Raw genomic sequence first — 22976 nt, 5'->3', positions numbered from 1 at the left:
CTCGTGTTGCAAGTTGTAGCTTCACTGCGTCCTGGTTGATGCAACTGGCGTCCCCTCCCGGAAGGTTGGAGCACATGGAGTACACCCGTCTCGGCCGCAGCGGCCTCTCGGTCTCCCGGCTCGTCCTCGGCACCATGAACTTCGGCTCGCGGACCTCCGAGCAGGACAGCCACGCCCTCATGGACCGCGCGCACGAACACGGCATCAACTTCTTCGACACCGCGAACGCCTACGGCACCCAGCCGGGCGAGACGTCCACCGAGGAGATCATCGGACGCTGGTTCGCGGGCGACCCGGAACGCCGGGAACGGACCGTGCTGGCCACCAAGGTCTACCTCCCGACCGGCTCCGGGCCCAACGAGGGCGGGCTGTCCGCGCTGCACATCCGGCGCGCCGTCGACGCCTCGCTGAAGCGGTTGCAGACGGACCGGATCGACCTGTACCAGATGCACCACGTCGACCGGAACACGCCCTGGGAAGAGATCTGGGAAGCGTTCTCCGTGCTGCGCCAGCAGGGCAAGGTGCTGTACTTCGGCTCCTCCAACTTCGCCGGCTGGCACCTCGCCCAGGCCCAGGAGGCCGCTCGCGAACGGCACTTCCTCGGCCTGGTCGCCGAGCAGTCGATCTACAACCTGATGTCCCGCTGGGCCGAACTGGAAGTGCTCCCCGCCGCACAGCACTACGGCGTCGGCGTGATCCCGTACTCGCCGCTGCACGGCGGCATGCTCAGCGGCGTCCTGCGCAAGCAGCGCGAAGGCAACGCCGTCCGCAGCGGCTCGGGCATCTGGGCCGCCGACTTCGACGGGCAGCGCGGCGCCGTCGAGGCGTACGAGCGGCTGTGCGCCGAGACCGGCGCCGACCCGGCCCACGTCGGCCTGGCCTGGCTGCTCACCCGGCCCGGCGTCACCGGCCCGATCGTCGGACCGCGCACCGTCGAACAGCTCGACCACACCCTGCGCGCCCTGGACACCACCCTCGACGCCGACACCCTCGCCGCCCTCGACCGGATCTTCCCGGCCCCCGGCCCCAACGGCGCCAAGCCCGCCCCCGAGGCGTACGCCTGGTGACCCGTCAGGCCCGTCACCGCCCAGGCAGCCGGGGGCACGGTAAACCGGTTGATCCGCCGATTACGGTTTCGGTATGACAAGCACACTCCGGCTGGAAGCGGTCACCACCGCCAACCTCGACACCGCACTCGGCATCGAGGTCCGCCCGGACCAGGCCCACCTGGTGGACCCGGTGGTCAAGTCCCTCGCCGAGGCGTACGTCCACCCCGGAGTGGCCTGGCCCCGGCTGATCCTGGACGGCGAGCGGCCGGTCGGCTTCCTGATGGCCTTCTTCGACATCGACTTCAAGGGCGACGGCAGCGGCACCGACATCCGCTCGGGCCTGTGGCGGCTCAACATCGCAGCCGGCGAACAGGGCCGCGGCTACGGCCGCTTCGCGGTCGAGGCGGTGGCCACCGAGATCCGCCGCCGCGGCGGCACCCGCCTGACCACCACCTGGCACCCCGGCGAAGACGGCCCCGAACGCTTCTACCTGCGCCTTGGCTTCCGCCCCACCGGCGAGACCAGCGGCCGCGAACGGGTCGGCGAACTGACCCTCACCCCGGAGCCGGGGCCGGGGCCGGGGCCGGGGCCGGAGCTGGAGTCGGGGTCCGCCTGAGGACCTGTGCAGCGGTTTGAAGCGGACACCGGCGCCCGGCTCCCGGCGCCCGGCGCCCGGCACCCGGCCGGTCACCGGACCGGGGCGGCCGGGGTCCTGGTGGCGGTGGCGCGGACGGTGATCGCCCCGACCGCCCCCACCCCGCCACCGTCCTCTCCGAACCCGCCCTGATCGAACGCCGATCCGCCGGACCGGCACCGGCAGTGACGCCCAGTCAGGACTCCGGCGCCACCTGCTGTTCGGCGGGGAGGACGCGGGGTCGGGCATCACCCCGGGTGAGGCGGGCAGAGCGCCTCCACCACGGCCTCGAAATCCGGGTACCGGCGCCGTGCCAGCTCCAGCAGCTCCGGCGCCGGACGGCCCCGCCCCGGGGCGAACCGCTCGGCGGCCGCCCGCAGGCGCGGCTCGCGCAGCGTCCGCGGGCCGCGCCGCGACCCGTCCACCGCCTCGGCCGGGCCCACACCGTCCGCGAGCAGCCACAGGAACTCGCCCAAGTCCCGGGCCACCACCCCCGTCTCGCCCTCCGACCCCAGGAACACCACCGGCTGCCCGACCAGCTCGCCCCCCGGCTCGACCAGCCAGAACGCCGCGTACCCGCCGGTGCCGTCCATGGCGAACACCCGGAACATCCCACCCGTCACCTCCGGGTTCCCCGTCCACGCCCGCAGCCAGCGCGTGGTCTCCCCGGCCGACAGGAACGCCCCGAACGCCTCCAGGTCGATCCCGCCGTCCTCCCCGTACTCGAACTGCTCCGCCAGCACGGCGGCCAGCGCCTCCGGGTACGGCCTGCCCTCGTGGTCGATCCCCAACGTCATCCGCCCAGGTTAGGCCCTGTCCGGCACCCCGCCGGCCCCCGCCGCCCGGCCCCGGGCCACAATCGCGGGCATGGACGTCCTCGAACTGCTGGAGGGCGCCGGGCTGCTCGCCCCCGGCGCCGCTGCCGACCCGAACGACCCCACCGTCCTGGACGTCTGGGACCTGCTGGCCCACGACGGGTGGGAGACCGTCCTCACGCTGCTGGAGGAGCCCGGCACCAACCCGCCGATCCCGCCGGAGCGTTGGGCCGAGCTCGCGGCCGCCGCCCAGCAGCTCCACCTCGCCCACAGTGCCGCCTGGTGCCACTGGCGGTACTGCGAGGCCCGCGACGACCTCGTGATCCGCGCCGAACTCGCCCTGCCGCCGCTCGGGGAGGGCCCGCGCACGACACCCTTCGGCGGGGCGGGCGTCATGCGCCCGCTGTGGGACATCGGCCTGCGCGCCCCCGACGGCGGGCCGAACCTCGCCATCGCCAGGCTCTGGGCGGAACACACCGCCACCCTGGGCCCCGGCGAACGCGCCACCGTCCGCCTCGGGCCCCTCACCCCCGCCTACTGGCGCGACCTGCGCCCCGGCCGGCGGATCACCATGCACGAGGGCCAACCCGTCGTCGCGACGGCCACCGTCCTGGAGGTCCGCCGGGTCTTCGGGTGAACGGCCCGGCCGGAGGTGGTCACCAGAGCGGGGCGACCAGGTCCCCGGTGGCGGCGTCGCGGACGGCGATCGCCTCGACCGGGCACATCTCGGCGGCCTCGGTCAGTTCCTCGGAGCCCGCGGAGGCGGGCCGGACGGGGGCGGCGCGGCCGTCCGGGCCGAGGGCGAGGTCGGTGGGGGCGGTGCGGGCGCACAGGCCGCTGCCGATGCAGCGGCCCCGGTCGACCGTCACGACCAGTTGCCGGGCGTCGCTCACCAGGCCACCTCCAGGCGCAGCGGGCTGCGGGTGAGCAGGCCGGTGCGCCACTCGATCCGGTCGACCGGGGTGGCCAGCCGCAGTTCCGGCAGGGCGCGGGCCAGGTGGTGCAGGCCCAGTTCGAGTTCCATCCGGGCCAGCCAGGCGCCCAGGCAGTGGTGCGGCCCGGCCCCGAAGGTCAGCGACGGGGTGCCGAGCGGGGCGAACAGGTCGAGCGGGCCCGGCGGGTAGACCTGCGGGTCGGCGTTGGCCGCGGTGGTGTCGGCGGCGACGATCGCCCCCGCCGGGATGGTCACCCCGCCGATCTCCAGGTCCGCCGTCGCCCGGCGCAACTGCCCGGGAGCGGTGGTGCGGTCGCCGAGCGGGACGGTGCGCAGGATCTGCTCGGTCGCGGCGGCGGCCGCGGCCGGGTCCGCGCCGATCCGCTGCCAGGCCCCGGCGGACTCCGGCTGCCCGGCCTGTGCGGCTCGTTCCGGGTCGAGCAGGTAGACCAGGGCGTTGCCGAAACTGGTCATGGTGGTCTCGTGCCCGGCGATCACCAGCCCGATGGTGAGCGAGGTGATCTGCTCCTCCGTCATGCCGCCGGTCCGGTCGGCGGCCAGCACCAGCGAACTGACCAGGTCCTCGCCCGGGTTCTTGCGCCGCTCCTGCACCAGCCGGTACCCGAACGCGCCGAACTCCGCGATCGCCGTCCGGATCTCCTCGGCGCTGTACGCCGTCGTGGACAGCGCGTGGTCGCTCCAGTAGCCGAGCCGCTCGGTGTCCAGGCCCTCCAGCTCCATCAGCCGGCTGATCACCCGCACCGGCAGCGGCTTGGTGAGCGCCCCGACCACCTCGGCGGGCGACCCCGACGCGGCCAGCTCGTCGACCAGCTCCCGCACCACCCCGTCCACCCAGGGCCGCCAGCGCTCGATCGCCCGCGGCGTGAAGGCGCGCTGGACGGTGCGGCGGATCGCCTGGTGCTCCGGCCCGTCGCTGTTCAGGATCGAGGACGGGTCGTCCAGGATGTTCGGCGTCAGCACGGTCGGCGGCGCGTCCGGCGCGTACAGCGAGGCCCGCCCCAGGTCCGGGTGGGCGAGCGCCTGTCGGACGTCCGCGTGCCGGGTCAGCACCCACACCGGCGTCCCGGTCGGCAGCGCGGCCTGCCGGGGCGGCCCGGCCTCCGCCCGCAGCAGGCAGTGCAGCGGCACCAGCGGCGGCGCGTCGGGGGCTTCGGGAGTCGCGTCGGTGGTCATCCGTCCTCCTGGCGAGAGACCTGCACGGGCCGAGGAGGCCGCCGGCCGGCGACCCCTCGCCCCCGACCGTATGCGGCCGACCGCTCCGCGAGTAGGACGCAAACCAGCCACCGGCGGGACGTGGACTCCCTCCAACTGGCGTTCGAAGCACGGACGTTGGCGCGGTCCGCAGCCACGGCCGCGCCCCGCACCACCGTCCGGGACGACTCAGCCCGCGACGACCGCCAGCGCCTCGATCTCGATCAGCACCTCCGGCCGGAACAGCGCCGCGACCTGCACCGCCGAACTCGCCGGCGGCCGCGCCGTGTCCACGTGCTCGTCCCGCACCTTGCGGATCGCGGGCAGGTACGCCACGTCCGTGACGAACACGGTGAACTTCACGACGTCCGAGAACCCGGCCCCCGCCGCCGCCAGGCAGCGCCGCAGGTTCTCGAACACCTGCCGGGCCTGCGCCTCCGGATCGCCCGCCCCGACCAGCTCCCCCCGCTCGTCGAACGCCACCTGCCCGGAAACCTGAACCAACCGCCCCGTCCCGATGACCACCTGGGTGTAACCCGTACCCGGTGCGACACCCGGCGGCTCGGCGATGTGCGTGAGGTGAGAAGTACTCATGGCCGCCATCCTCACCCATCCCACCCGCCGGACGCACCGCAGTTTCCCCGGACGGCTCCGGGCGGCACGGACGGCCCGGGCGGCACGGACGACTCCGGGCGGTTCCGGGCGGTCCCGGGCGGGAGTTCAGCGGACGACCTCGGGCAGGGGGCGCAGGAACGGGCGGTCGGTGGACGGGAGTTCGGGGAGGGGACCGGCAGCGCGCAGGACGACGTCCAGGACGGCGTCCGGGTCGCAGGCGTAACCGCCGCTGGCCCAGGCCGCGTTGGCCTCGACCACGGCCCAGCCGTGCGGGGTGCGGCCGAGGTCGACCACGGCGGCGCTCGGCAGGGCGGCCGGACCGGTCGCGGCGGCCAGCACGTCGGCGGCGAAGGCCAGCAGCTCCGGGGCGTCCGACTTATGGCCGTCCGACTCCGGAGCGTCCGACTCCGGTGCGGCGAACGAGAGTTCACCGCCCCGGGCGTAGCGGGACGCGGCGCGCACCGTGCCGTCCAGCACGAACAGGCGGAACTCGGTGTCGAACCGGACCACCTCGCTGACCAGCACCGGCGTTGCGCCGTCCAGCAGTTCGGGCCCGGGCAGGGCGCTGCCGTCCGGGTACACCCGGGCGGTGAAGTGCTTGTCCGCGGGCGCCTTCACGAAGGCCGGGCCGGGAAGTCGGCGCGCCTCGGCGAGCGTCGTCAACTCGACCCGGCGGAGCGTCAGTTCGCGCGGCAGCGCGGCCAGCCAGCCGTCGGACGGCTCCAGCGGGGCCAGCCCCAGCTCCCGCCCGACCGCGTCGGCGAACAGCGGCCCGCCGTACAGGTGCACCCGCGTTCCCGCCAGCCCCTGCGGGGCCCGCCAGGACGCCGCCGTGTGCGCCCGCAGCCCGCGCCGCCCGGCGGCGGTGCGCAGCTGGAGGCCGGTCTCGTTGATCCGCGGGGCGAGCAGCAGGGTGGCGTCGGTGGTGGACATGTCCGCGATCATGCCGCGCGGGCGGCCGCCCCGGCCACGGGATTTCGCCGGGCCGGGCCCCGGGCTCAGTCCTGCGGGGTCCGCCGGGCGGGCGAGGCGGACGAGGCCGGGGAGGGGTGCGAGGCGGGGGAGGCCGGGAAGAGGCGTTGGACGGCGGTGACGACGGTGGCGCGGCGGGCGGCCAGGAAGGCGGTGCGCTGCTCCTCGTCGGCGGGGAGGAGTTCGGACTGCCCGGCCCAGGACGTCGCCAGCTGGTTGAGCAGGACCAGGACGTCCAGCGGGTCCCAGGACGGGTCGAGGTGGCCCGCGCGCTGGGCCAGGCGCAGCTGCTCGGTCTTGTGGTGGACGGTCGCGCCGACCGGGTCGCCGTCCGGCGCGGGCCCGTCCCCGGGGGCCAGTTCGAGGCGGCCCCAGGACATCAGGCGCAGCCGGTCCGGGTGCGCGGAGAAGTAGTCGTGCAGGCGCCCGGCGTACGCGGGCAGGTCGGTCGGGTCGAGCCGGGTGGCCTCGGCGACGGCCGTCAACTCGACTGCGGCGACCGTCGCGTAGAGCTCCTCCTTGCTGCGGAAGTACGCGTACAGGCGCTCCTTGCTGGTGCGGGCGGCCTTGGCGATCCGCTCCACCCGGGCACCCGCGATCCCGTGCCGGGCGAACTCGGCGGTGGCCGCGGCGACGATCCGGTCGCGGGTCGAGTCGGCTCCGGACGGGGGTGTCATGCCCCCACGGTACCCGACCGAACCGGACGGTTCGGAACGCGACCCCGCCGCCTTCGCGCGCACGGTGCGGCGCCGGGGCCGGCCAGAGCTCGGGGTTTACGGACCGGTCAGAGCTCGCGGCGCATCACCAGGCGCGGCCACCGGTCCAGCCCGTGCGCCGCCTCGCGGGCCCGGACCGCGCGCAGTCCCGGCCCGAGCGCGTCCTCGGGCACCGGCCGGAAACCGCACCGGGCGTAGTACGGGGCGTTCCACGGCACCTCGGCGAAGGTGGTGAGGGTCAGCGCCGGAACGCCCTCCGCCACGGCCAGCGCGGCCAGGTGCTCCAACAGGCCGCGTCCCACCCCCCGGCGGGCGTGCGCGGGATGCACCGAGACCTGCTCGACGTGCAGCGCGCCGTCGATCCGCTCCGCGACCAGGTACGCGACCGGCCGGTCGGTCCCGTCCACCGCCACCAGAGCCAGCCCCGCCCGCACGAACGGCGCCAACTCCTCGACGGAGAACGGCTCGTCCGCGGCGATCTCCCCCATCCCGACCTCGTCGAAGCAGCGACCGGCCGCCCGCTCGATCTCCTGGAGCAGCGGCAGTTCCTCGACCCGGACCTCACGTACGCGCATCACCCCATTGTGCGCGACCACGCTCCCCGCCACAGACCCCGGGGACGGGGCCGCGGCGGGGAGCGGCGGGGTCAGTGCTCGTTGCCGCGGTGGATGCGCTCCACGACCGCGGGCACCAGCTGCTCCTCGACGCCCACGCCCTCCACCACGATCAGGTACTGGTCGTCCGCCCACAGGCAGGTGAGGGTGTCGGTGGCCCGGTCCTCCGGGGAGGCGTCCTCCTTGTAGGAGTCGCAGTACAGCGATCCGGGCAGCGAGGACTTCACCAGGCGCGGCGGCCGGTCGTCGGAGGAGCCCGTCTCGATCAGCGAGACCATCTTGCGCTCGAAGGCAGGACTGGACTTCGCCAGCACGACGGTCCACCGGGCCTCGTTGCGGTCCCCGCCGAACGAGGTGCCCGCATCGTCCCCCGGCACCGAACCGTACGCGGCGGCCTGCGGCTCCGAGGCGCCCATCGCCACCATGCCGGAGCTGGTCTCCTCCCACTTGGGGAAGTCGTTCCGCTCCGAACTCGCCCGCAACCCGACCCCCTCCACCGAACCGGGCAGCCTCGGAACACCGCCACCGCCGTCACCGCCGAACACGCCCACCCCCAGCGCGACCACCGCACCCACCAGCAGCACCCCGCCCACACCCAGCAGGACCTGACGGCGCTTCCGCTCCTGCGCCACCGCCGCGGCGGCCGCAGCGGCCGCGACCGGGGCCAACGGCACCCCGCCGGGCAACGGCGGCTGACCGGGCACCAGCGGCGGGACGGACGGCATCCCCGGCGCGGCGGGCGGAGCGGCGGGCGGCGCGGCAGGCGGTGGCGGGGGAGTGCCCGGCAGCCCGGACGGCGGTGGCGGGCCCACCGGCGCGGTCGGTGCGGGCGGCGCGGGCGGTGTGGTCGGTGCGGTTGCCTTCTCGAACGACGGCCCGCTCCCGCCGACCGCGTCGTCAACTCCCCTCCCCGCCATGCCCGTTCCCGTCCCGACGCTCTCCGCTTCGACGTTCTCCGCCTCGGCCGCCCCCGCGGTGGCCGACACGGCTCCGTCTTCCGAAACCATCGTCAATCTCCTGTCACAGTGGTTCAGTTCGAGGGCCAATGTGTCAGGATCGGACGACCCGCCGTGAGGCCGGACCGGAATGGAGACGGAACCGCAACCAGCGCGATCGCGGCCCCCTCCGCTCCGCCCCCGCCCCGCCGCGCCCCGCCGCGTTCAGACGCCCGGCGCCGGCTCCGCGGCGAGGCGTCCGGCCCGGATCGCGGCGACCAGCGCCGCGTGATCAGCCTCCGACTGGTCGGCGTAGGCGACCGCGAACCGGGAGACGGCCTCATCGAGGCGCTCGTCCTTGCCGCAGTAGCCGGCGATCAGCGCGGCGTCCGCGGTGTGGGCGTGGGCGCGGGCCAGCAGGGCGCCGGTCAGCCGGCCGTAGTCGTCGAGCTGGGAAGGCGTCAGCGCGGCCGGGTCGACGCTGCCCTTGCGGTTGCGGAACTGCCGCACCTGGTAAGGGAGTCCGGCGACACTGGTCCAGCCCATCAGCGGGTCGGACACCACCTGCATCCGCTTCTGCCCGAGCACCACCCGGCGCCCCTCGTGCTCGCCCTCCGGCGGCACCGGGAACCCGGCCCGCACCAGGTGCGGCAGCAGCACCGAGGCCCGGGCCTCCTTCACCTGCAGCACCAGCGGCCCGCCCTTGCGGTCGGTCAGCAGCACCACGTACGAGCGGGTGCCGACGCTGCCGGTGCCCACCACCCGGAACGCCACGTCCTGCACCCGGAACCGGGCCAGCAGCGGGTGCAGCTCCGCCGGAACGGTGTGCCGGTAGGACGCCAACGACCCGGCCACCAGCTCGGCCTGACGGTCCGTCACCTCGCTGAGGATCGGCGGCGCCGCGACGAACCGCCAACCCCCGTCCTCGGTGCGGACGGTGGAGCGCGACGCGAACTTCGCCCCGGTGTTGCGCAGCGCCTTCGCCGAGACCGCCGCCAGCAGGTCGCTCAACTCGTGCGCGCCCGCGAACTCCACCAACTGGTGGTCGGCGATGGCGTCCCAGGCGTTCCAGGCGTCCAGCGCCGGGAGCTTCGCCAGCTGCCGCACCGTCCGCCGGTACGTCGCCACCGCGTCGAACGCCGCCTGCCGGCAGGCGAGTTCACCCGCGCCGGCCTGCCGGCCGGCCAGCACCAGGCTGGCCGCCAGGCGCTTGAGGTCCCACTCCCACGGGCCGGACACCGTCTCGTCGAAGTCGTTCAGGTCCAGCGCCAGCCGGCCCCGGGCGTCCCCGTACAGGCCGAAGTTGGCGGCGTGCGCGTCGCCGCACAGCTGCGCGGCGACACCGCTGACCGGCGTGGTCGCCAGGTCGTGCGCCATCAGGCCCGCCGAACCGCGCAGGAACGCGAACGGCGACGCCGCCATCCGGCCCACCCGTAGCGGCACCAGGTGCGGCAGCCGGCCCACGTTCGCCGACTCCACCGCCGCCACCACCTCCGGACGGGACGCCGACGGCACCAGCCGCACGTGCGACTCCAGCGGCACCCGCTCGCGCAGCAGCTTGCCGCGCCGCTTCGGACCGTCCGCGAGCGCCAGGCCCTCCAGCTCCAGCAGCGCCACCGAAGGCCGGGCCGGCACCGCCGAGGCGTCCCCCGCGAACCCGTCCACCGCGAACTCCCGTGCCGGCCAATGCCCTTGCGCGCCTGCGCCCACCGCCTCCGGACCCGCCGCCTCCGGACCCTCCGCCCACGTCCCGACCGCCGACACCCGCAACTCCCCTCCGACCACGGCGGGGACCGCCCCCACCAGCGGCGACGCTACCGCTCCGCCCCACCGCCACCGCGCCCGGGTCCGCCCCCGGCCGCACCGGACCGTGTACCGAAAGCCGGGGACGGTGCGGCGGAGCCCGCGGCCGCGCCGGCGAACGTCACCAATCGCCCTGGAGGAGCGACAGGAGACCCGGGTCGGGGTCGGCCACGGTCGTCACGTTGGCCGCCACGACGACCAGCGCTGCCGCCGCCAGCAGGGCCGTGAGCAGGCAGTACCACCGGTGCCGGCGGCGCCACACCGCCACTGACAGACCGAGGAGGACGCTTGCCAGCAGACCGCAGAGCACGGCCTTGACCATGTGCCACCGGACGTACTCGTCCAGCATCACGCGCAGGGCGGGCGACACCGGGTCGTGGCCGAGCTGATCGCGGACCTGTGCCAACAGGGCGACCCGGTCCGGCTTGGCGAGGCCGGACGCCAGCAGCGGCAGCAGCGTGCCGAAGGGCGACACTGCCCCCTGGACGTTCTCGACCGACAGCGCCGCCGCGACGAGCGCGAGCGCCCCGAACAACAGCCGGAACCGCCGGAGCCGCACGGCCAGCGCGACCAGCACCGCGAGCAGCGGAACGGCGAGCAGCACCCGCACCAGGTGGTCATGGAACTGCCGGTCGACGAGGTGCTGGAGGCCGGGAGGGAAGGCCCGGCGGCCGGAGGACCAGTAGGCGAGGAACTCGTGCGGGAAGTCGCCGGACCCGCCGGGGACCAGCAGGTGCGGGGCGAGGAAGAACGCGGCGGCCAGGAGAACGGCCGCGGCCAGGAGCCCGGCGTCACGCCTGCGCGGCGCCCCGGCCCCCGAGCCCGTCCGGGCCCGCTCTCGCGCCCTCGAGTCCGTCCGGGCCCGCTCTCGTCCGCCCGAGTCCGTCCGGGCCCGCTCTGGCCCGCCCGAGCCCGTCCGGGCCCGCTCTCGCCCGCCCGGGAACTGTGATGGTTGTGCTGGTGTCGTCATGCCGACCACTGTGGTCGCGGGGGAACCGCCAGGTCACCGGGGTACGCCGGACAGTTGGGGTGTGGCTGGCCCCAGGGTGCGGGCCGCACCCCGCCGTCCGGAGCGGGCGCGGCCCGCGGCGCGGCTGCGCCGCCGTCAGGCCCTGAGGTGGGCGAGGACGGCGAGCACTCGGCGGTGCTGAGTGTCATCGGGTGGCAGGCCGAGTTTGGCGAAGATGCTGCCGATGTGCTTCTCCACCGCGCTGGCCGACAGCACCATCCGCCGGGCGATCTCCGTGTTGGAGTGGCCCTCGGCCATCAGGGCGAGCAGCTCCCGTTCCCGCGCGGTCAGCGCCCCCAGAGCGCCCTCCCGGCGCTGGCCGGTCAGCAGTTGGGCAATGATCTGGGGGTCGAGCACCACACCGCCGTCGGCGACCCTGACCAGGGCGTCCAGGAACTCCGCGACCCGCGCGACCCGGTCCTTCAGCAGGTAGCCGACCGCCCCGGCGCCGTCCGCGACCAACTCGGCGGCGTAGCCGGTCTCCACGTACTGGCTGAGCACCAGCACCGGGGTGCCGGGCAGTTGCGCGCGGGCGGTGATCGCTGCGCGCAGGCCCTCGTCGGTGTGAGTCGGCGGCATCCGCACGTCGACGACCGACACATCCGGGCGGTGCCTGAGCACCGCCTCGACCAGGGCCGGGCCGTCACCGACCGCCGCCAGCACCTCGTGGCCCTCCTCGGCGAGCAGTCGGACCAGGCCCTCGCGCAACAGCACGGCGTCGTCCGCCACCACTACCCTCAACGGCACGGTATCTCCCCGGTGATCGTCGTCGGGCCGCCGCCCGGACTGGTGATGCGCAGTCGGCCGCCGACAGCGTGCAGCCGGTCCTCCAGCCCCTGCAAGCCGTGCCCTTTGCCCAGGGCCGCGCCGCCCACCCCGTCGTCGCTGACCCAGACGCGCAAGGCTCCCGCCTCGTGGCGCAGGCCGATCGCGCACCGGCCGGCGCCGCTGTGCTTCGCCACGTTGGTCAGCGCCTCGGAGACCACGAAGTACGCGGCCGTCTCGACAGCGGGATCCAGCCGGAGGGCCGGGCCGGCCGGGGCGTCGAGTTCGGTCGGGGCGTCGAGTTCGGTCGGGACGGGGGAGCGGGAGGCCAGGGCGGCGAGCGCCTCGCGCAGGCCGCGGTCGACGAGGATCGGCGGGGCGATGCCACGGGACAGGGCCCGCAGCTCGTCCAGCGCCTCCTGGGTCTGAACGATGGCGTCGGCGAGCGCCTCCCGGACCGCCGCGGGCCTCCTGTCGAGGTTGTGCTGCGCGCGGCCCAGTTCCATCGCCAGGCGGACCAGCCGCTGCTGCGGCCCGTCGTGGATGTCGCGTTCGAGCCGGCGCAGCGCGGCAGCCTCGGCGGTCACCGCGGCAGCGGTCTGGGCCCGGGCGGTGTCCCGCTCCTGCTCCAGCCCTCTGATCCTGCCCAGCATCGCGGACTCGTCCCACAGCAGCACCCGCCCCAGTCCGGCCTGGGCCGCGACGCACACCCGGGTCACCAGCGGCAAGGTCAGCAGCACCAGCAGGCCGAGCGTGAGAGCGAAGGCGGCATGCAGGTTCGGCGACCCGAGCTGGATGCTCATGCTGGTGCGGGCACCCACGACCAGGGTCATGGGGTGCTGCGGACCGGGGTCGAGCCGGACGCGCAGCGGCGAGGTGAGGCTGGCTGCGCCGACGAACCACCACAGCGCCGTCACGACCGAAGTGATCAGGACGACCGGGAGCACCGCCACGGCGTGCCCCGCATCGAGCCACAGCCCCGGCGCGCGCGGGGCGAACGAGGCGGCGGTGGCCCCCTGCCCGGGTGCGTCGGTGCCGGCGGTCAGGGCGCGCAGCTTGGCGATGCGCCACCGCTCCAGGCCGGCGGACCACCGCGCCCTGCCGACGAACACCAGGAGCACACCGACCAGGGCGGTCACCGGAGCGGTCAGCAGGTACAGCGACTCCACGAGCGTGCGACGCCCCGCGCGCACGAGGATCCCGGCACCGGGTCGCCACCGGCCCCGGGCCGCAGAAGGAGGGGACTCGGCCACAGCCCAAAGGGTAATCGCCGCCCCGCCCCGCCCAGCACGGAGGCAGCAGGCGCTCAACCTCTGCGCCGCGGAGAGCCGCGTGCACGGCGCGGACGGGCCGAGTTCGTCCACGGGGCGTCCGAAGTGGGCGAGAATCCTCGCGAGTTCTAGCATGCGGACCATGGCACACGACATCCGCAACCTCGACCCGGCCTACCTCGCCTTCTGGCGCGAGTACCAGCTGTGCACCCTCACCACGCTGCGCCCCGACGGCACCCCGCACGTCGTCCCGGTCGGGGCGACCTTCGACCCGGTCACCGGCATCGCGCGGGTGATCAGCGACGGGGGGAGCCGCAAGGTCCGCAACGTGCTCGCGGCCGGCGAGGCCGGGCAGCGGGTCGCGCTCTGCCAGGTCGACCGGGCCCGCTGGGCCACCCTGGAGGGCCGGGCCGTGATCCGGCGGGCCGCGGAGTCCGTCGCCGACGCCGAGCGCCGCTACGCCGAGCGCTACCGGCAGCCCCGGGAGAACCCCGGGCGGGTGGTGATCGAGATCGCCGTCGACCGCGCCCTCGGCCGGGCCTGACGGAGCGCCGGGAGAACCCGCAGGTCAGCGAGGTCCGAAGGGGCGGGTGCCACCGGCACCCGCCCCTTCCGCGTCTCCGGCCCCGTTCGCTCTCTTGTGGCAACTGCTCTGTGATGCAAAGCTGACTGCATGACAGAAGCCTCGGTGCCGCTGCCCGGCACCCCCCGTGAAGTCCTGTCCGGCCTCGGCGAGTTGACCAGGAAGGTGCGGGCGGTCCAGCGCGACGCGTGGATCCCGCTGCTGCTGTTCGGCCTGGTCAGCCTGGGCGGGGTCCTGGTCGGCCGGCTCACCTACCGCCAGGAGGCCGTCCCCTGCCCCGGCGGCCCGGCCGGCCCCGGAGACACCTGCACGCTCACCCACCAGGGCGCGCCCGCCTACTGGACGGTCGGCCTGCTCGCCGCGTACGCCGTCACCGCCCTCTGCTACCTGCGCCGCTCCCGCCGCCGCGGCGTCGGCACCCCCGTGCGCCCGTACGTGCTGGTCGGGGCCGCGGCCGTCGTCGCCCTCGCCGTCACCACCTGGTGGGGCGCCTCCCAGCCCGCCCCCGGCGCCGACCTCGACTTCTGGGGCCTGCACCTGGCCGCGAACGCGCGCGGCACCCTGCTGCTCCAGCAGTTCCTCGGCGGGGCCGCCGCGATCGGCGTGCCGCTGCTCGTCCTGGCCCGGATCGAACGCGGCCGGGCGCTGGCCCTGTTCGCCCTCGGCTACCTGCTGGTCGAACTCGCCCCCGTCACCTCCGGCTGGTGGGGCAACGGCGCCGGGCCCTGGTCCGCCGTCACCCGGCACGGCATCCCCGCCCTGTACCTGCTCACCGGCGCCCTGCTGTTCGGCCTCGCCACCCGCCGCGCCCGCCCGCAGGCCGCCGAGTGAGCTCCGCGGAGACCCCCACCGAGAGCCCCGAGATCCCTGAGGGCACCGACGACGTCGAGCAGCACCCCGCCAAGGCCCTGGACGACACCGTCCACCAGCGCGTCCGCCTCGGCATCCTCACCGTCGCCCACCAGGCCCGCCGCGCCGAGTTCGGCTTCCTGCGCACCGCCCTCGACCTGACCGCCGGAAACCTCGGCCAGCACCTCACCGTCCTGGAGAAGGCCGGCCTGGTCGCCATCGAGAAGGGCTACGAGGGCCGCCGCCCCCGCACCTGGATCACCCTCACCCCGGCCGGCGACCACGCCCTGCGCGAGGAGGTCGCCCAGCTCAAACGCCTGATCCGGCAGATCGAAGCCGCCGACGGCCCCTGACGCCCCGCCCCGCCCCGCCCCGCCGGGTCCGGCCCGCGCGAAACCCGGGTGCACCCCCGCCCGGCTGGACGCCCTCGACTCGGACGCCGTGATCCTCGCGGTCTCTTGCCGTAGCTGACCGGCCCGGCTCAGTCCCCGGCCCGGGCGCAGGCCAGCAGTGCGCCGAGCGCGGCGGTCCCCTCCAGCAGGGCCAGTGAGCGGGCGGTCAGGCCCGCGTCCCGGGCCGCCAGCGCCGCCGTGACCTCCACCGGGCCGCGGGCGCCGCGCAGTTCGGGCAGCAGGGCGCGCAGTGGCCCGATCCGGTGCCCGGCCAGGCGCAGTTGGTGGACGATCCGGGCGTCGCGGACCTGGGCCGGGGTGTAGCGCCGAGTGCCCCGGACCGGGTCGCGGTCGGGGACGACCAGGCCCTCCGCGTCCCAGTGCCGCAGCGCGGAGGGGCGCACGCCCAGGGCGGCGGCCAGCTCGGAGACGCCCATCGCGTCCGAGGCGCGCACCTCGCCGATCGGCTCCTCGGCGATCGCCCCCGCCGCTTCCCGGGCCAGCCGCAGCCGGGCCCGCTCGGCGTCCAGCCGGGCGTGCGCCGCGTCCAGCAGCGCCAGCGCCTCCGCCCGGGGCGGCCGGTGGAAGGCCCGGACGATCCGCCTGGCCTCGGCCGGACCCGCGCCCACCGCCAGCGACCGGTAGGCCAGCGCGGAGTGCAGGTGCACCTCGGTGTGGACCCGGTACCCGGCCGGAGTGCGGTCGGCCGGCGGCAGCACCCCGTCCCGCTCCAGGTTGCGGACCTGCTGCACCGAGCACCCGGCGCGCCGCGCCACGTCCACCGTCCGCAGCACCCCCGAGTTGAGACTTTGCACCCGGATTCCCGCCTTTCGACCGCCGAAGTCTCCACAAGCACGTGAATGCCACGCTAGAGCACATGACCATGGACGAGATCATCGACTTCACGGCCGGCCTCGACGGCGTCCTGACCCTGCGTCCCGCCCCCGGCGACGGCACCCCGGAGATCAGCTGGGGCGACGCCTTCTTCTACTACGCGCCCGACGGCACCCTCCCGAAGACCGGCCAGCCCTTCGCAACGGTCGTCACCAAGGACTACCCCGGCGACACCACCTCCCGCCTGGACCGGCCGGGCGCCTACCGGGTCAACATCGCCGCCGGCAAGGAAGAACTCGCCCACCGGACCGGCCACACCCCGGCCCCCGGAGCCGACGACACCGCCGGAGCCGCCGGAGCCGCTGGAGCCGACGGTACCGTCGGTGCCGTCGGTGCCGTCGGTGCCGACGACAGCGACGACACCGTGATCGCCCACCCCGTTTACGCCGCCGCCGGCTGGCTGGCCGTGGTGAACCCGGCCGGGCGCACCGCCGAAGACGTCCGCCAACTCCTGTGCACCGCCCACCGGTTGGCCCGCACCCGGTACGAGAGGCGGGCCCGACCGGGGGAGTGACGCGTCGGGACCGGCGGGCCGAGGTGGCGGGCGATCCGCGGGGCGCGGCCCAGGACGCCGTCCATGCCCGCTCCTCGTCCCGCGCCGATTCGTCGTTTACGGTGCGCTTCCGGTCCGAGACCGTCCGTCCCGCCATGACCACCAGGGAGCAACTTGGGTTGACTACGGCTGGGTAGTCAACCTAAGTTGCTTGCATGTCGCTGGAAGACACCCCGCCCCTCCCGCCGGACCCGGCCGACAGCCTGGCCGCCGTCGCCGCGCTGCGGCGGCTCGCCGACCGGCTCGAGGACGCCGCCGTCGAACAGGCCATGCGGGCCGGCTGGAGCTGGCCGCAGGTCTCCGAGGCGCTCGGCGTCACCCGGCAGGCCGTCCACAAGAAGCACGCCAAGCGGCTGATCGCGGGCGGGGTCACGCTGAGGAGGCGAGGCGAATGAGCGCGTTCGACCGGTACCTGCACGCGTTGCTGCTCCGGGCGGCCGACGAGGCCCGGCAGGACGGATCGCCCACCACCGACGCCCACCACCTGCTGCTCGCCCTCGCCGCCGATCCGGCTCCCGACGCCGCGGCCACCCACCCCGACGCCGCGGCCGCCGTCCGCCGCCTGCTGGCCGAGGCCGGGCTCGACCGCGGCGGCGTGCGGGCCGCGCTGGACCGGGAGTTCGCGCACAGCCTGCACGCGGTCGGCGTCTCCCCGGAGGCCCACCGGCTGCCCCGCCCCACCCCGGGGGTCGAAGCGTCCCGGCTGGGCGCCTCCACCAAGCTCGCCCTCGAGCGGAGCTTCGCCACCGCCCGCAAGAAGGACCAGTCCGCCGCTCACCTGCTGCTCGGCATCCTGCGCGCCGAGGTCGGCACGGTGCCCCGCGCCCTCGCGCTCTCCGGCATCGACCGCGAACAACTCATCGCCAGAACAATAGAATTGACGATCAATCAGTAAACAAACGCAGTCGAGTCAGGGGGCAACCGACATGCACGGCAACAGCAACAGCAACAGCAACAGCGACAGCAACAGCGACAGCGACAGCAACGACGCCGCCGTCCGGGAACTCCTCGAACGGGCCGTCACCCGGGGCGGCGTCCCCGGCATCCTGGTCGAGGTCCACGACGGTGACCGGACCTGGCACGCCGGGGCCGCCGTCGGAGGGCAGGAGCGCAGCCGGGACGACAGGTTCCGGATCGGCAGCATCACCAAGACCTTCGTCGCCACCGTCGTCCTGCAACTCGCCGCCGAGGGCCGGATCACCCTGGACGCCCCGGTGGTCGACCAACTGCCGACCACCGCCTGCGAGTTGCCCCGAGACGTGACGGTCCGGAGGCTGCTCGACCACACCAGCGGGCTGCCCAACTACACCGACCACCCGGAGGAGCTGAACAGCCACCCCACCCACCGGCCCGAGACGCTGCTGCGGATCGCGGCCGCCCACCCGCCCCGGTTCGCCCCGGGCGCCGGCTGGGCGTACTCGAACACCAACTACGTGCTGGCGGGGCTGCTCGTCGAACAGGCCACCGGGCAGCCGCTGGCCGCCGAGATCCAGCGGCGGATCTGCCGCCCGCTCGGCCTGACCGGCACCCACCTGCCGGGCGCCGACGAGCACGGCCTCCCCGCGCCGCACGCCCGGCACTGGACCAAGCTGTTCCGCACCGGGCCGGACGCCCCGGTGCTGGACGCCACCGAACTCGACCCGGCCCCGTTCTGGGCCGCGGGCGGGATGGTCTCCACCGCCCCCGACCTCAACCGCTTCCTCGCCGCGCTGCTCTCCGGCCGCCTCCTCCGGCCCACCCAGCAGCGGGAGTTGCTCACCACCACCGCCACCCGCGACTGGATCCCGGACACCGCCTACGGCCTCGGCATCTGCTCGCTCGCCCCACCCGGCGGCGGCACCTACTGGGGCATGGGCGGCGCCATCTTCGGCTCCTGGACGTACACCTTCGCCACCGCCGACGGCACCCGCCTGCTCACCGCCAACACCACCGCCGACTGGACCGACCCCGCCAGCGGCTGGGCCGACCCGATCGCCCTCTTCACCGACCTGCTCCGGACCGCTTTCAGGGCCCAACCCTGAGAGCACCGGCCCCGGACCGTTCAGGCGCGGGCCGTGACCACGTGGAAGGTGACGGTGGCCAGGAAGGTGCCGGTGGCCAGGTGGGTGAGCCAGCGGTCGGCGTCGTCGGGGGAGAAGTAGCCCGCGGCCACCGCGCGGCGGGTGACGCGTTGCAGGCCCAGGACGCGGTCGGCGGCGCCGACCTCGCGGAAGACCGGGGTGAGCGGGTGGACGTCCAGCACGTCCAGCCCGGACTCGGCCGCCAGGCGCGGGAGTTGGCTGCCGATCCGGGCGTTGCGCACCGCCTGGTCGGTGACGTACCGGGTGTACGCGGCGGTCAGCGCGGCGTCCGGGTGGTCGACGGTCAGGGTGCCCCAGTCCGGCTCGCCCAGCACCAGCAGCCCGCCCGGCCGCAGCACCCGGCGGGCCTCGCGCAGCGCCAGCGCCGGATCGGCCACGTGCTGCAGCACCCGGTCCGTCCGGGCCCGGTCGCAACTCCCGTCCGCCAGCGGCAGTTCGTGCAGGTCGCCCAGCCGGACGTCGACCTGCAGCAGGTGGGCCGTCCGCTCGGCGGCGGCGTCCACGGCCTCCCGGTCGTGGTCCACGCCCAGCACGGTGCCCTCCGGGCCGGTGGCCGCGGCCAGCGCGGGCAGGTCGGCGCCGGGCCCGCACCCCAGGTCGACCAGCGTCTGCCCGGGCTCCACCGCCAGCGCCGCCAGCATCACCGACTTGTACTCCCGGCCGAGTTCGGAGACGGCCAGCCGGTCCAGGTAGGCGATCGGATCGGGCGGCACGGACTCGAACACGCGGGAGGTCATGACGGGAAGTCAATCAAACCAACCCCCGTCAGGGAAGATCCCCCGGCGGACCGGGGCCACGGCAAGGGGCGTACGCCGTCACGAGGGGCGCACCCCCGTCCGGCGCGGGGAGCCGGCCCGGAAACCCGGGTGCGACGGCGCGCCCCCGTCCGCCACGATGTGTTCCGCCGACGAACGAAGAGGAACACCCGATGTCGACGTACGACGTGCTCGTCGTCCTGCCCCCGACGCCGCCCGCACAGTACCGCGAGGCCGCGGTCGCCGCCCTCCGGCCCTACTTCAGCGAGTCGGAGGTGCCCGAGTACCGGGACTACCAGCCGGAGGACCCGAACAGCGAGCACTGGGTGCGGGCGAACCGGGAACGCGGCGTCATCCCGGACCGGGACGACGTCAGCTGGGCCGAGGTCGCCCACGCGATGAACACCCGGACGGGCAGGCGCCCCGGCGACGACGGCCACCTCTACGTCGACGAGGCCGGCCGCGGCTACTTCCTCGCCACCTACAACCCGCGCGGCAAGTGGGACGGCCTGGGTCTGCGCCTGGGAGGACCGCGCCTGCTGCACCGGCCGGACGCCGCCGGGAACCCGCTGCTGGCCAGGCACGAGGACTACGGCGACGTCCCCGAGGACCGCGACCCGCTGCTCGGCCTGCCCGACCGCTGCGACGGCGGCCCGCGCGGCCTGCTCGACTTCGAGGCCCTGCGCGCCACCCACGAGCGCCTCGCCGCCGAGCACCACGACGCCTGGACGGCCGGCGGCCCCCACCCGTCCCACTGGCCCTTCCGGTTCACCGACGACCGGGCCGGGAACATCGCACTGGCCCGCGCCAACGCGGTCCCCGGGTACGCCCTGCTGCGGTTGGACGGCAGCTGGACCGACAAGCACGACGACCCCGACTACCTGGCCGACGCCAACGCCTACCTGGACGCGCTCGACCCGGACACCGTGGTGCTCGACGTCTCCTGCCACTGCTGAGCGGTCGGCGCGCCGCTCAGGAGACCAGCGGCGGCTCCGCCGACTCGGTGAGCGTCACCGTGCACAGCCCGCCGCGCTCCGCGACCACGTCCGTGACGGTCAACTGGGTGCCGGGCAGCAGGATGTACTCCTCCTCCTCGGTGAACGCCGAGAACTGCCGGATCCCCACCGCCCGGGCCGGCCGCACCTCGAACAGGGTGCGCTTGCCCCGGCTGCCCAGGAACGAGCGGGCCACCGCCGGGCGCGAGGTGCACGAGGACACGCCCCACCAGGTCACCGTCCGCCCCAGCGGGTACTGCGCCCGCAGGTCCAGCGCCACGCCCCGCCACAGCGGCTCCGGGCGCACCGGCAGCCGGCCCACCGCGTCGAACAGCAGCCGCAGGTAGGGCAGGTACGGGGCCAGCCGGGACCGGTCCGGGTGGCGCAGCGCCGCGTTCAGCTCCCGGTAGAACGCCGACTCGCAGGTGTACAGGTGCAGCGCCGCGACCGCCTCCGCGTCCAGCGCCCCGCCCGTGGCGCCCGCCGCGGCGTCCGCGTGCCGCTTGCCGAACTCGTGCGCCGAGCCGACGTGCCGCTCCAGGCCGCGCAGCAGGGCCGCGACCGGCTCCACCGCCTCCCGGAAGCCCAGCCGCTCCAGGTCGAACACGCCCGTGACGGCGGGCAGTTCGAGGCCCTCGTCCTTCACCGAGGCGAGCCGCTCCAGGTACAGCTGGTGCAGCTCCATGGTGGAGGCGATGAACGCCTCCATCCGGGAGGCGGTGCCCGCGTCGGCACGCCCCTCGGCGGCGGCCGCGGCCTGCCAGCCGGCGCTCGGCAGCCAGTCCACCGGGTCCGCGCCCAGGCCCTCCAGGGCCGCGTTCACCTGCGCGAAGTGCTCGCCGTCGCAGAAGACGTCGCCCTGCGCCGCCGGGTTCGGGTGGTCGATGTGCCGCACCTGGACGTCCGGGTAGCGCCGGGCGATCCACTCCACCGACTGCTTCAGCGCCCGCGCGTGCGTCCCCCACCAGGCGAACACCACCCCGCGGTCCTCCTCCGGGCCCTCCTGCTTGGCCCGCAGGATCTCCTCCACGATCTTCTCCGCGACCGGCTTCCAGAACTTGGTGTGCACCGAGGGGGAGGTCGAACCGTCACTGCTCGCCGTCAGCGCCGCGTTCAGCAGCAGCACGCCCTGGGTCAGCATCGCCTGGAACCACTCCGGCGGCTGCACGGTGCCCTGCTGCGCCAGCAGCGCCCGCAGGTCGGCGATCGGGGTCTTCTTCGGGATGCCGTACTTCCACATCGCCGCCGCCTTGATGATGCAGCGGATGCTCACCACCCGGCCGAACTGGCTGTCCTTCCAGTCCTGGAAGGTGTTGTCGAACATGGCGATGCCGGTCGCGCTCTCCGGCCGCGGGTACGGGTTCTGCCCGAACACCACCACCTTCCACTTGCCGGGCGGGTTCGGCTTCAGCGCCTGGAACGTCAACTCCCGTACCGGCACCACGTCCTGGGGCCGGTTCGGCCCGATGAACGACGCCGCGTCCCGGTGCAGCTCGATCGACCGCTTCAGCACCGGGAACCAGTCCTCGCCGCCGCCCTTGAACAACTCGGCGAGCGCCAGCGGGTCGTCGGCGGAAGCGGCGGAAGCGGCGGACGGGGTGGGCGGGGTGGGCTCGGTCATGGCGGACTCCAACCGGGAGGGGACGCGAAAGAGGGCGCGAGAGGGGGCACGGGAGGGGGTGCGATCGAAGATCACGCTAGGGCACGCCGCCGACAGACCGCAGGTCCGGCCCTGTCAGTGCCCACCGGTAGCGTCGGAACCGACAACGAGCCCCCGGCCGAACGGAGTTCGCCCGCATGACCGTCAAGCACGCCCCCAAGCCGCTGCGCGTGGTGCTGACCGACCTCAACACCGACGTGGTGGCCGCCTGGCGCACCGCGTTCGCCGGCACCCCGGGCGTGGAGGTCCGCACCGGCTCGATCCTGGACGTGGACGTCGACGCCTGGGTGACGCCCACCAACTCCCGCGGCCTGATGAACGGCGGCCTCGACGCCGTCGTCAAGCGCCACCTCGGCGCGGGCATCCAGCTGCGCGTCCAGCGCGCCATCCGCGACGGCCACGGCGGCGAGCTGAAGGTCGGCAGTGCCGTCTGCGTGCCCTCCGGTGCGGCCGTGCCCCGCTTCCTGATCTCCACCCCCACCATGCGCACCTCCCACCAGGACGTCAGCCAGACCCTGAACGTCGCCCTCGCCTGCGCCGCCGCCTTCCAGGCCGTCCACCGGCAGAACGCCGCCACCCCCGGCAGCATCGCCTCCGTCGCCCTGGTCGGCCTCGGCGCCCAGACCGGCCAGGTTCCGGCCCAGGTCTGCGCCAACCTGATGTGGACCGGCCACTCGCTGTTCCAGGACCACGAGTTCACCGACGACGACGAACTGCGCACCACCGTCACCGACCAGCTGAACGACCTGCTCGCCGCCCCCGCCGAGCGCCCCGTCCGCCTCGCCGTCCCGACCCGCACCACCCGTCGCCGCTGACACCCCCTGGGAGTGTCCCCCGCCCCGCGCACCCGCCCGCCGACCCCCGCTGACC

At 74.9% G+C, this 22976-nt stretch carries 27 protein-coding genes; 12 read left to right on the top strand and 15 right to left on the bottom strand.

All coding sequences use genetic code 11. From position 1 onward, the window contains the following. The first annotated feature begins 74 nt into the window (after window positions 1-74). Both IH44_RS0127295 and IH44_RS0127290 read left to right on the top strand, forming a co-directional pair. The gene (locus IH44_RS0127295) at window positions 75-1067 is read left to right on the top strand and encodes an aldo/keto reductase (protein ID WP_030462395.1); all 993 of its coding nucleotides are present in this window, start codon (window positions 75-77) and stop codon (window positions 1065-1067) included. Window positions 1068-1140: 73 nt separating this feature from the next. Next, window positions 1141-1665 (top strand): N-acetyltransferase, encoded by a 525-nt coding sequence (locus IH44_RS0127290; RefSeq protein ID WP_051817375.1) that lies wholly within the window; start codon window positions 1141-1143, stop codon window positions 1663-1665. 266 nt (window positions 1666-1931) lie between these two features. Here IH44_RS0127290 and IH44_RS0127280 read toward each other — a convergent pair whose 3' ends face one another. After that, complete coding sequence (locus IH44_RS0127280) at window positions 1932-2480, bottom strand: hypothetical protein (protein WP_030462393.1); 549 nt, start codon at window positions 2478-2480, stop codon at window positions 1932-1934. Between the two features lie 70 nt (window positions 2481-2550). On the opposite strand from IH44_RS0127280, the gene IH44_RS0127275 reads away from it, so the two are divergent. Continuing rightward, window positions 2551-3135, top strand: coding sequence for a hypothetical protein (locus IH44_RS0127275; protein WP_030462392.1), 585 nt, complete (start codon window positions 2551-2553; stop codon window positions 3133-3135). Window positions 3136-3154: 19 nt separating this feature from the next. Here IH44_RS0127275 and IH44_RS0127270 read toward each other — a convergent pair whose 3' ends face one another. The 11 genes from IH44_RS0127270 to IH44_RS0127220 all read right to left on the bottom strand — a co-directional run bounded on the left by IH44_RS0127270 (window position 3155) and on the right by IH44_RS0127220 (window position 13266). Beyond that, entirely contained in the window at window positions 3155-3391 is a 237-nt protein-coding gene (locus tag IH44_RS0127270; RefSeq protein WP_030462391.1) for a ferredoxin, read from the bottom strand. Next, window positions 3388-4626 carry a cytochrome P450 gene (locus IH44_RS0127265; protein ID WP_030462390.1) on the bottom strand — a complete coding sequence of 413 codons (1239 nt, stop codon included), beginning with the start codon at window positions 4624-4626 and terminating at the stop codon, window positions 3388-3390. Before IH44_RS0127265 ends, IH44_RS0127270 begins: the two co-directional genes overlap by 4 nt. 207 nt (window positions 4627-4833) lie before the next feature. Then, window positions 4834-5238, bottom strand: a complete 405-nt coding sequence (locus tag IH44_RS0127260; RefSeq protein WP_030462389.1) for a RidA family protein — start codon at window positions 5236-5238, stop codon at window positions 4834-4836. Between the two features lie 126 nt (window positions 5239-5364). After that, entirely contained in the window at window positions 5365-6192 is an 828-nt protein-coding gene (locus IH44_RS0127255; RefSeq protein WP_030462388.1) for an ATP-grasp domain-containing protein, read from the bottom strand. Window positions 6193-6257: 65 nt separating this feature from the next. Continuing rightward, a complete protein-coding gene (locus IH44_RS0127250) occupies window positions 6258-6908 on the bottom strand; it encodes a TetR family transcriptional regulator (RefSeq protein WP_035956546.1) in 651 nt (216 codons plus the stop codon). Between the two features lie 107 nt (window positions 6909-7015). Further along, window positions 7016-7522, bottom strand: a complete 507-nt coding sequence (locus IH44_RS0127245) for a GNAT family N-acetyltransferase (protein ID WP_030462386.1) — start codon at window positions 7520-7522, stop codon at window positions 7016-7018. Between the two features lie 71 nt (window positions 7523-7593). Next, window positions 7594-8568, bottom strand: a complete 975-nt coding sequence (locus tag IH44_RS0127240) for a hypothetical protein (RefSeq protein WP_157852481.1) — start codon at window positions 8566-8568, stop codon at window positions 7594-7596. Between the two features lie 153 nt (window positions 8569-8721). After that, window positions 8722-10260, bottom strand: a complete 1539-nt coding sequence (locus tag IH44_RS0127235) for a DUF2252 domain-containing protein (protein ID WP_030462384.1) — start codon at window positions 10258-10260, stop codon at window positions 8722-8724. Window positions 10261-10420: 160 nt separating this feature from the next. Continuing rightward, window positions 10421-11269, bottom strand: coding sequence for a hypothetical protein (locus tag IH44_RS0127230; RefSeq protein WP_157852480.1), 849 nt, complete (start codon window positions 11267-11269; stop codon window positions 10421-10423). Window positions 11270-11404: 135 nt separating this feature from the next. Continuing rightward, window positions 11405-12049 (bottom strand): response regulator transcription factor, encoded by a 645-nt coding sequence (locus IH44_RS0127225; protein ID WP_030462382.1) that lies wholly within the window; start codon window positions 12047-12049, stop codon window positions 11405-11407. Then, on the bottom strand, window positions 12046-13266 hold the full coding sequence (locus tag IH44_RS0127220) for a histidine kinase (protein WP_232795109.1): 1221 nt from the start codon (window positions 13264-13266) through the stop codon (window positions 12046-12048). The genes IH44_RS0127225 and IH44_RS0127220 overlap by 4 nt, the downstream gene beginning before the upstream one ends. Before the next feature lie 220 nt (window positions 13267-13486). Here IH44_RS0127220 and IH44_RS0127215 point away from each other — a divergent pair, with 220 nt between their 5' ends. From IH44_RS0127215 to IH44_RS0127205, 3 genes are all read left to right on the top strand, one after another. Beyond that, window positions 13487-13888, top strand: coding sequence for a pyridoxamine 5'-phosphate oxidase family protein (locus IH44_RS0127215; RefSeq protein ID WP_030462380.1), 402 nt, complete (start codon window positions 13487-13489; stop codon window positions 13886-13888). A 129-nt stretch (window positions 13889-14017) separates the two neighbouring features. Further along, window positions 14018-14758, top strand: a complete 741-nt coding sequence (locus IH44_RS0127210) for a hypothetical protein (RefSeq protein ID WP_157852479.1) — start codon at window positions 14018-14020, stop codon at window positions 14756-14758. Beyond that, window positions 14755-15129: a transcriptional regulator gene (locus IH44_RS0127205; protein WP_232795108.1), complete on the top strand. Its 375-nt coding sequence runs from the start codon at window positions 14755-14757 to the stop codon at window positions 15127-15129. Before IH44_RS0127210 ends, IH44_RS0127205 begins: the two co-directional genes overlap by 4 nt. A 128-nt stretch (window positions 15130-15257) precedes the next feature. On the opposite strand, the gene IH44_RS0127200 is transcribed toward IH44_RS0127205, so the two are convergent. Then, the gene (locus IH44_RS0127200) at window positions 15258-15983 is read right to left on the bottom strand and encodes a MerR family transcriptional regulator (RefSeq protein ID WP_030462377.1); all 726 of its coding nucleotides are present in this window, start codon (window positions 15981-15983) and stop codon (window positions 15258-15260) included. Window positions 15984-16045: 62 nt separating this feature from the next. Between IH44_RS0127200 and IH44_RS0127195 the strand changes: the two genes are divergently transcribed. From IH44_RS0127195 to IH44_RS41495, 4 genes are all read left to right on the top strand, one after another. Further along, window positions 16046-16576: a DUF6194 family protein gene (locus IH44_RS0127195; RefSeq protein WP_030462376.1), complete on the top strand. Its 531-nt coding sequence runs from the start codon at window positions 16046-16048 to the stop codon at window positions 16574-16576. A 194-nt stretch (window positions 16577-16770) separates the two neighbouring features. Further along, complete coding sequence (locus IH44_RS0127190) at window positions 16771-17010, top strand: hypothetical protein (RefSeq protein ID WP_030462375.1); 240 nt, start codon at window positions 16771-16773, stop codon at window positions 17008-17010. Continuing rightward, on the top strand, window positions 17007-17510 hold the full coding sequence (locus IH44_RS0127185; RefSeq protein ID WP_030462374.1) for a Clp protease N-terminal domain-containing protein: 504 nt from the start codon (window positions 17007-17009) through the stop codon (window positions 17508-17510). Before IH44_RS0127190 ends, IH44_RS0127185 begins: the two co-directional genes overlap by 4 nt. Before the next feature lie 31 nt (window positions 17511-17541). Then, the gene (locus IH44_RS41495) at window positions 17542-18636 is read left to right on the top strand and encodes a serine hydrolase (protein WP_051817374.1); all 1095 of its coding nucleotides are present in this window, start codon (window positions 17542-17544) and stop codon (window positions 18634-18636) included. Between the two features lie 20 nt (window positions 18637-18656). Here IH44_RS41495 and IH44_RS0127175 read toward each other — a convergent pair whose 3' ends face one another. After that, window positions 18657-19433: a methyltransferase domain-containing protein gene (locus IH44_RS0127175; RefSeq protein ID WP_030462372.1), complete on the bottom strand. Its 777-nt coding sequence runs from the start codon at window positions 19431-19433 to the stop codon at window positions 18657-18659. 191 nt (window positions 19434-19624) lie between these two features. On the opposite strand from IH44_RS0127175, the gene IH44_RS0127170 reads away from it, so the two are divergent. Further along, window positions 19625-20407: a hypothetical protein gene (locus IH44_RS0127170; RefSeq protein WP_030462371.1), complete on the top strand. Its 783-nt coding sequence runs from the start codon at window positions 19625-19627 to the stop codon at window positions 20405-20407. A 16-nt stretch (window positions 20408-20423) separates the two neighbouring features. Here the strand turns inward: IH44_RS0127170 and IH44_RS0127165 are convergent, their stop codons facing one another. Then, window positions 20424-22067: an ADP-ribosyltransferase domain-containing protein gene (locus IH44_RS0127165; RefSeq protein WP_030462370.1), complete on the bottom strand. Its 1644-nt coding sequence runs from the start codon at window positions 22065-22067 to the stop codon at window positions 20424-20426. A 176-nt stretch (window positions 22068-22243) separates the two neighbouring features. Between IH44_RS0127165 and IH44_RS0127160 the strand changes: the two genes are divergently transcribed. Next, the gene (locus IH44_RS0127160; RefSeq protein WP_030462369.1) at window positions 22244-22921 is read left to right on the top strand and encodes a macro domain-containing protein; all 678 of its coding nucleotides are present in this window, start codon (window positions 22244-22246) and stop codon (window positions 22919-22921) included. The last annotated feature ends 55 nt before the right edge of the window (window positions 22922-22976 follow it).

This window comes from Kitasatospora sp. NRRL B-11411, from assembly GCF_000721345.1.
GTDB classification, from domain to species: Bacteria; Actinomycetota; Actinomycetes; order Streptomycetales; family Streptomycetaceae; genus Kitasatospora; species Kitasatospora cineracea.
Note: the sequence above shows the minus strand (reverse complement) of the source record. Positions and strands in the feature narration are given on the sequence as shown.

Coding starts and splice junctions, on each gene's coding strand:
- IH44_RS0127295 (WP_030462395.1), top strand. CDS start 75: ATGGAGTACACCCGTCTCGGCCGCAGCGGCCTCTCGGTCTCCCGGCTC.
- IH44_RS0127290 (WP_051817375.1), top strand. CDS start 1,141: ATGACAAGCACACTCCGGCTGGAAGCGGTCACCACCGCCAACCTCGAC.
- IH44_RS0127280 (WP_030462393.1), bottom strand. CDS start 2,480: ATGACGTTGGGGATCGACCACGAGGGCAGGCCGTACCCGGAGGCGCTG.
- IH44_RS0127275 (WP_030462392.1), top strand. CDS start 2,551: ATGGACGTCCTCGAACTGCTGGAGGGCGCCGGGCTGCTCGCCCCCGGC.
- IH44_RS0127265 (WP_030462390.1), bottom strand. CDS start 4,626: ATGACCACCGACGCGACTCCCGAAGCCCCCGACGCGCCGCCGCTGGTG.
- IH44_RS0127260 (WP_030462389.1), bottom strand. CDS start 5,238: ATGAGTACTTCTCACCTCACGCACATCGCCGAGCCGCCGGGTGTCGCA.
- IH44_RS0127255 (WP_030462388.1), bottom strand. CDS start 6,192: ATGTCCACCACCGACGCCACCCTGCTGCTCGCCCCGCGGATCAACGAG.
- IH44_RS0127250 (WP_035956546.1), bottom strand. CDS start 6,908: ATGACACCCCCGTCCGGAGCCGACTCGACCCGCGACCGGATCGTCGCC.
- IH44_RS0127245 (WP_030462386.1), bottom strand. CDS start 7,522: ATGCGCGTACGTGAGGTCCGGGTCGAGGAACTGCCGCTGCTCCAGGAG.
- IH44_RS0127240 (WP_157852481.1), bottom strand. CDS start 8,568: ATGGTTTCGGAAGACGGAGCCGTGTCGGCCACCGCGGGGGCGGCCGAG.
- IH44_RS0127230 (WP_157852480.1), bottom strand. CDS start 11,269: ATGACGACACCAGCACAACCATCACAGTTCCCGGGCGGGCGAGAGCGG.
- IH44_RS0127215 (WP_030462380.1), top strand. CDS start 13,487: ATGGCACACGACATCCGCAACCTCGACCCGGCCTACCTCGCCTTCTGG.
- IH44_RS0127210 (WP_157852479.1), top strand. CDS start 14,018: ATGACAGAAGCCTCGGTGCCGCTGCCCGGCACCCCCCGTGAAGTCCTG.
- IH44_RS0127195 (WP_030462376.1), top strand. CDS start 16,046: ATGACCATGGACGAGATCATCGACTTCACGGCCGGCCTCGACGGCGTC.
- IH44_RS0127190 (WP_030462375.1), top strand. CDS start 16,771: ATGTCGCTGGAAGACACCCCGCCCCTCCCGCCGGACCCGGCCGACAGC.
- IH44_RS0127185 (WP_030462374.1), top strand. CDS start 17,007: ATGAGCGCGTTCGACCGGTACCTGCACGCGTTGCTGCTCCGGGCGGCC.
- IH44_RS41495 (WP_051817374.1), top strand. CDS start 17,542: ATGCACGGCAACAGCAACAGCAACAGCAACAGCGACAGCAACAGCGAC.
- IH44_RS0127175 (WP_030462372.1), bottom strand. CDS start 19,433: ATGACCTCCCGCGTGTTCGAGTCCGTGCCGCCCGATCCGATCGCCTAC.
- IH44_RS0127170 (WP_030462371.1), top strand. CDS start 19,625: ATGTCGACGTACGACGTGCTCGTCGTCCTGCCCCCGACGCCGCCCGCA.
- IH44_RS0127165 (WP_030462370.1), bottom strand. CDS start 22,067: ATGACCGAGCCCACCCCGCCCACCCCGTCCGCCGCTTCCGCCGCTTCC.
- IH44_RS0127160 (WP_030462369.1), top strand. CDS start 22,244: ATGACCGTCAAGCACGCCCCCAAGCCGCTGCGCGTGGTGCTGACCGAC.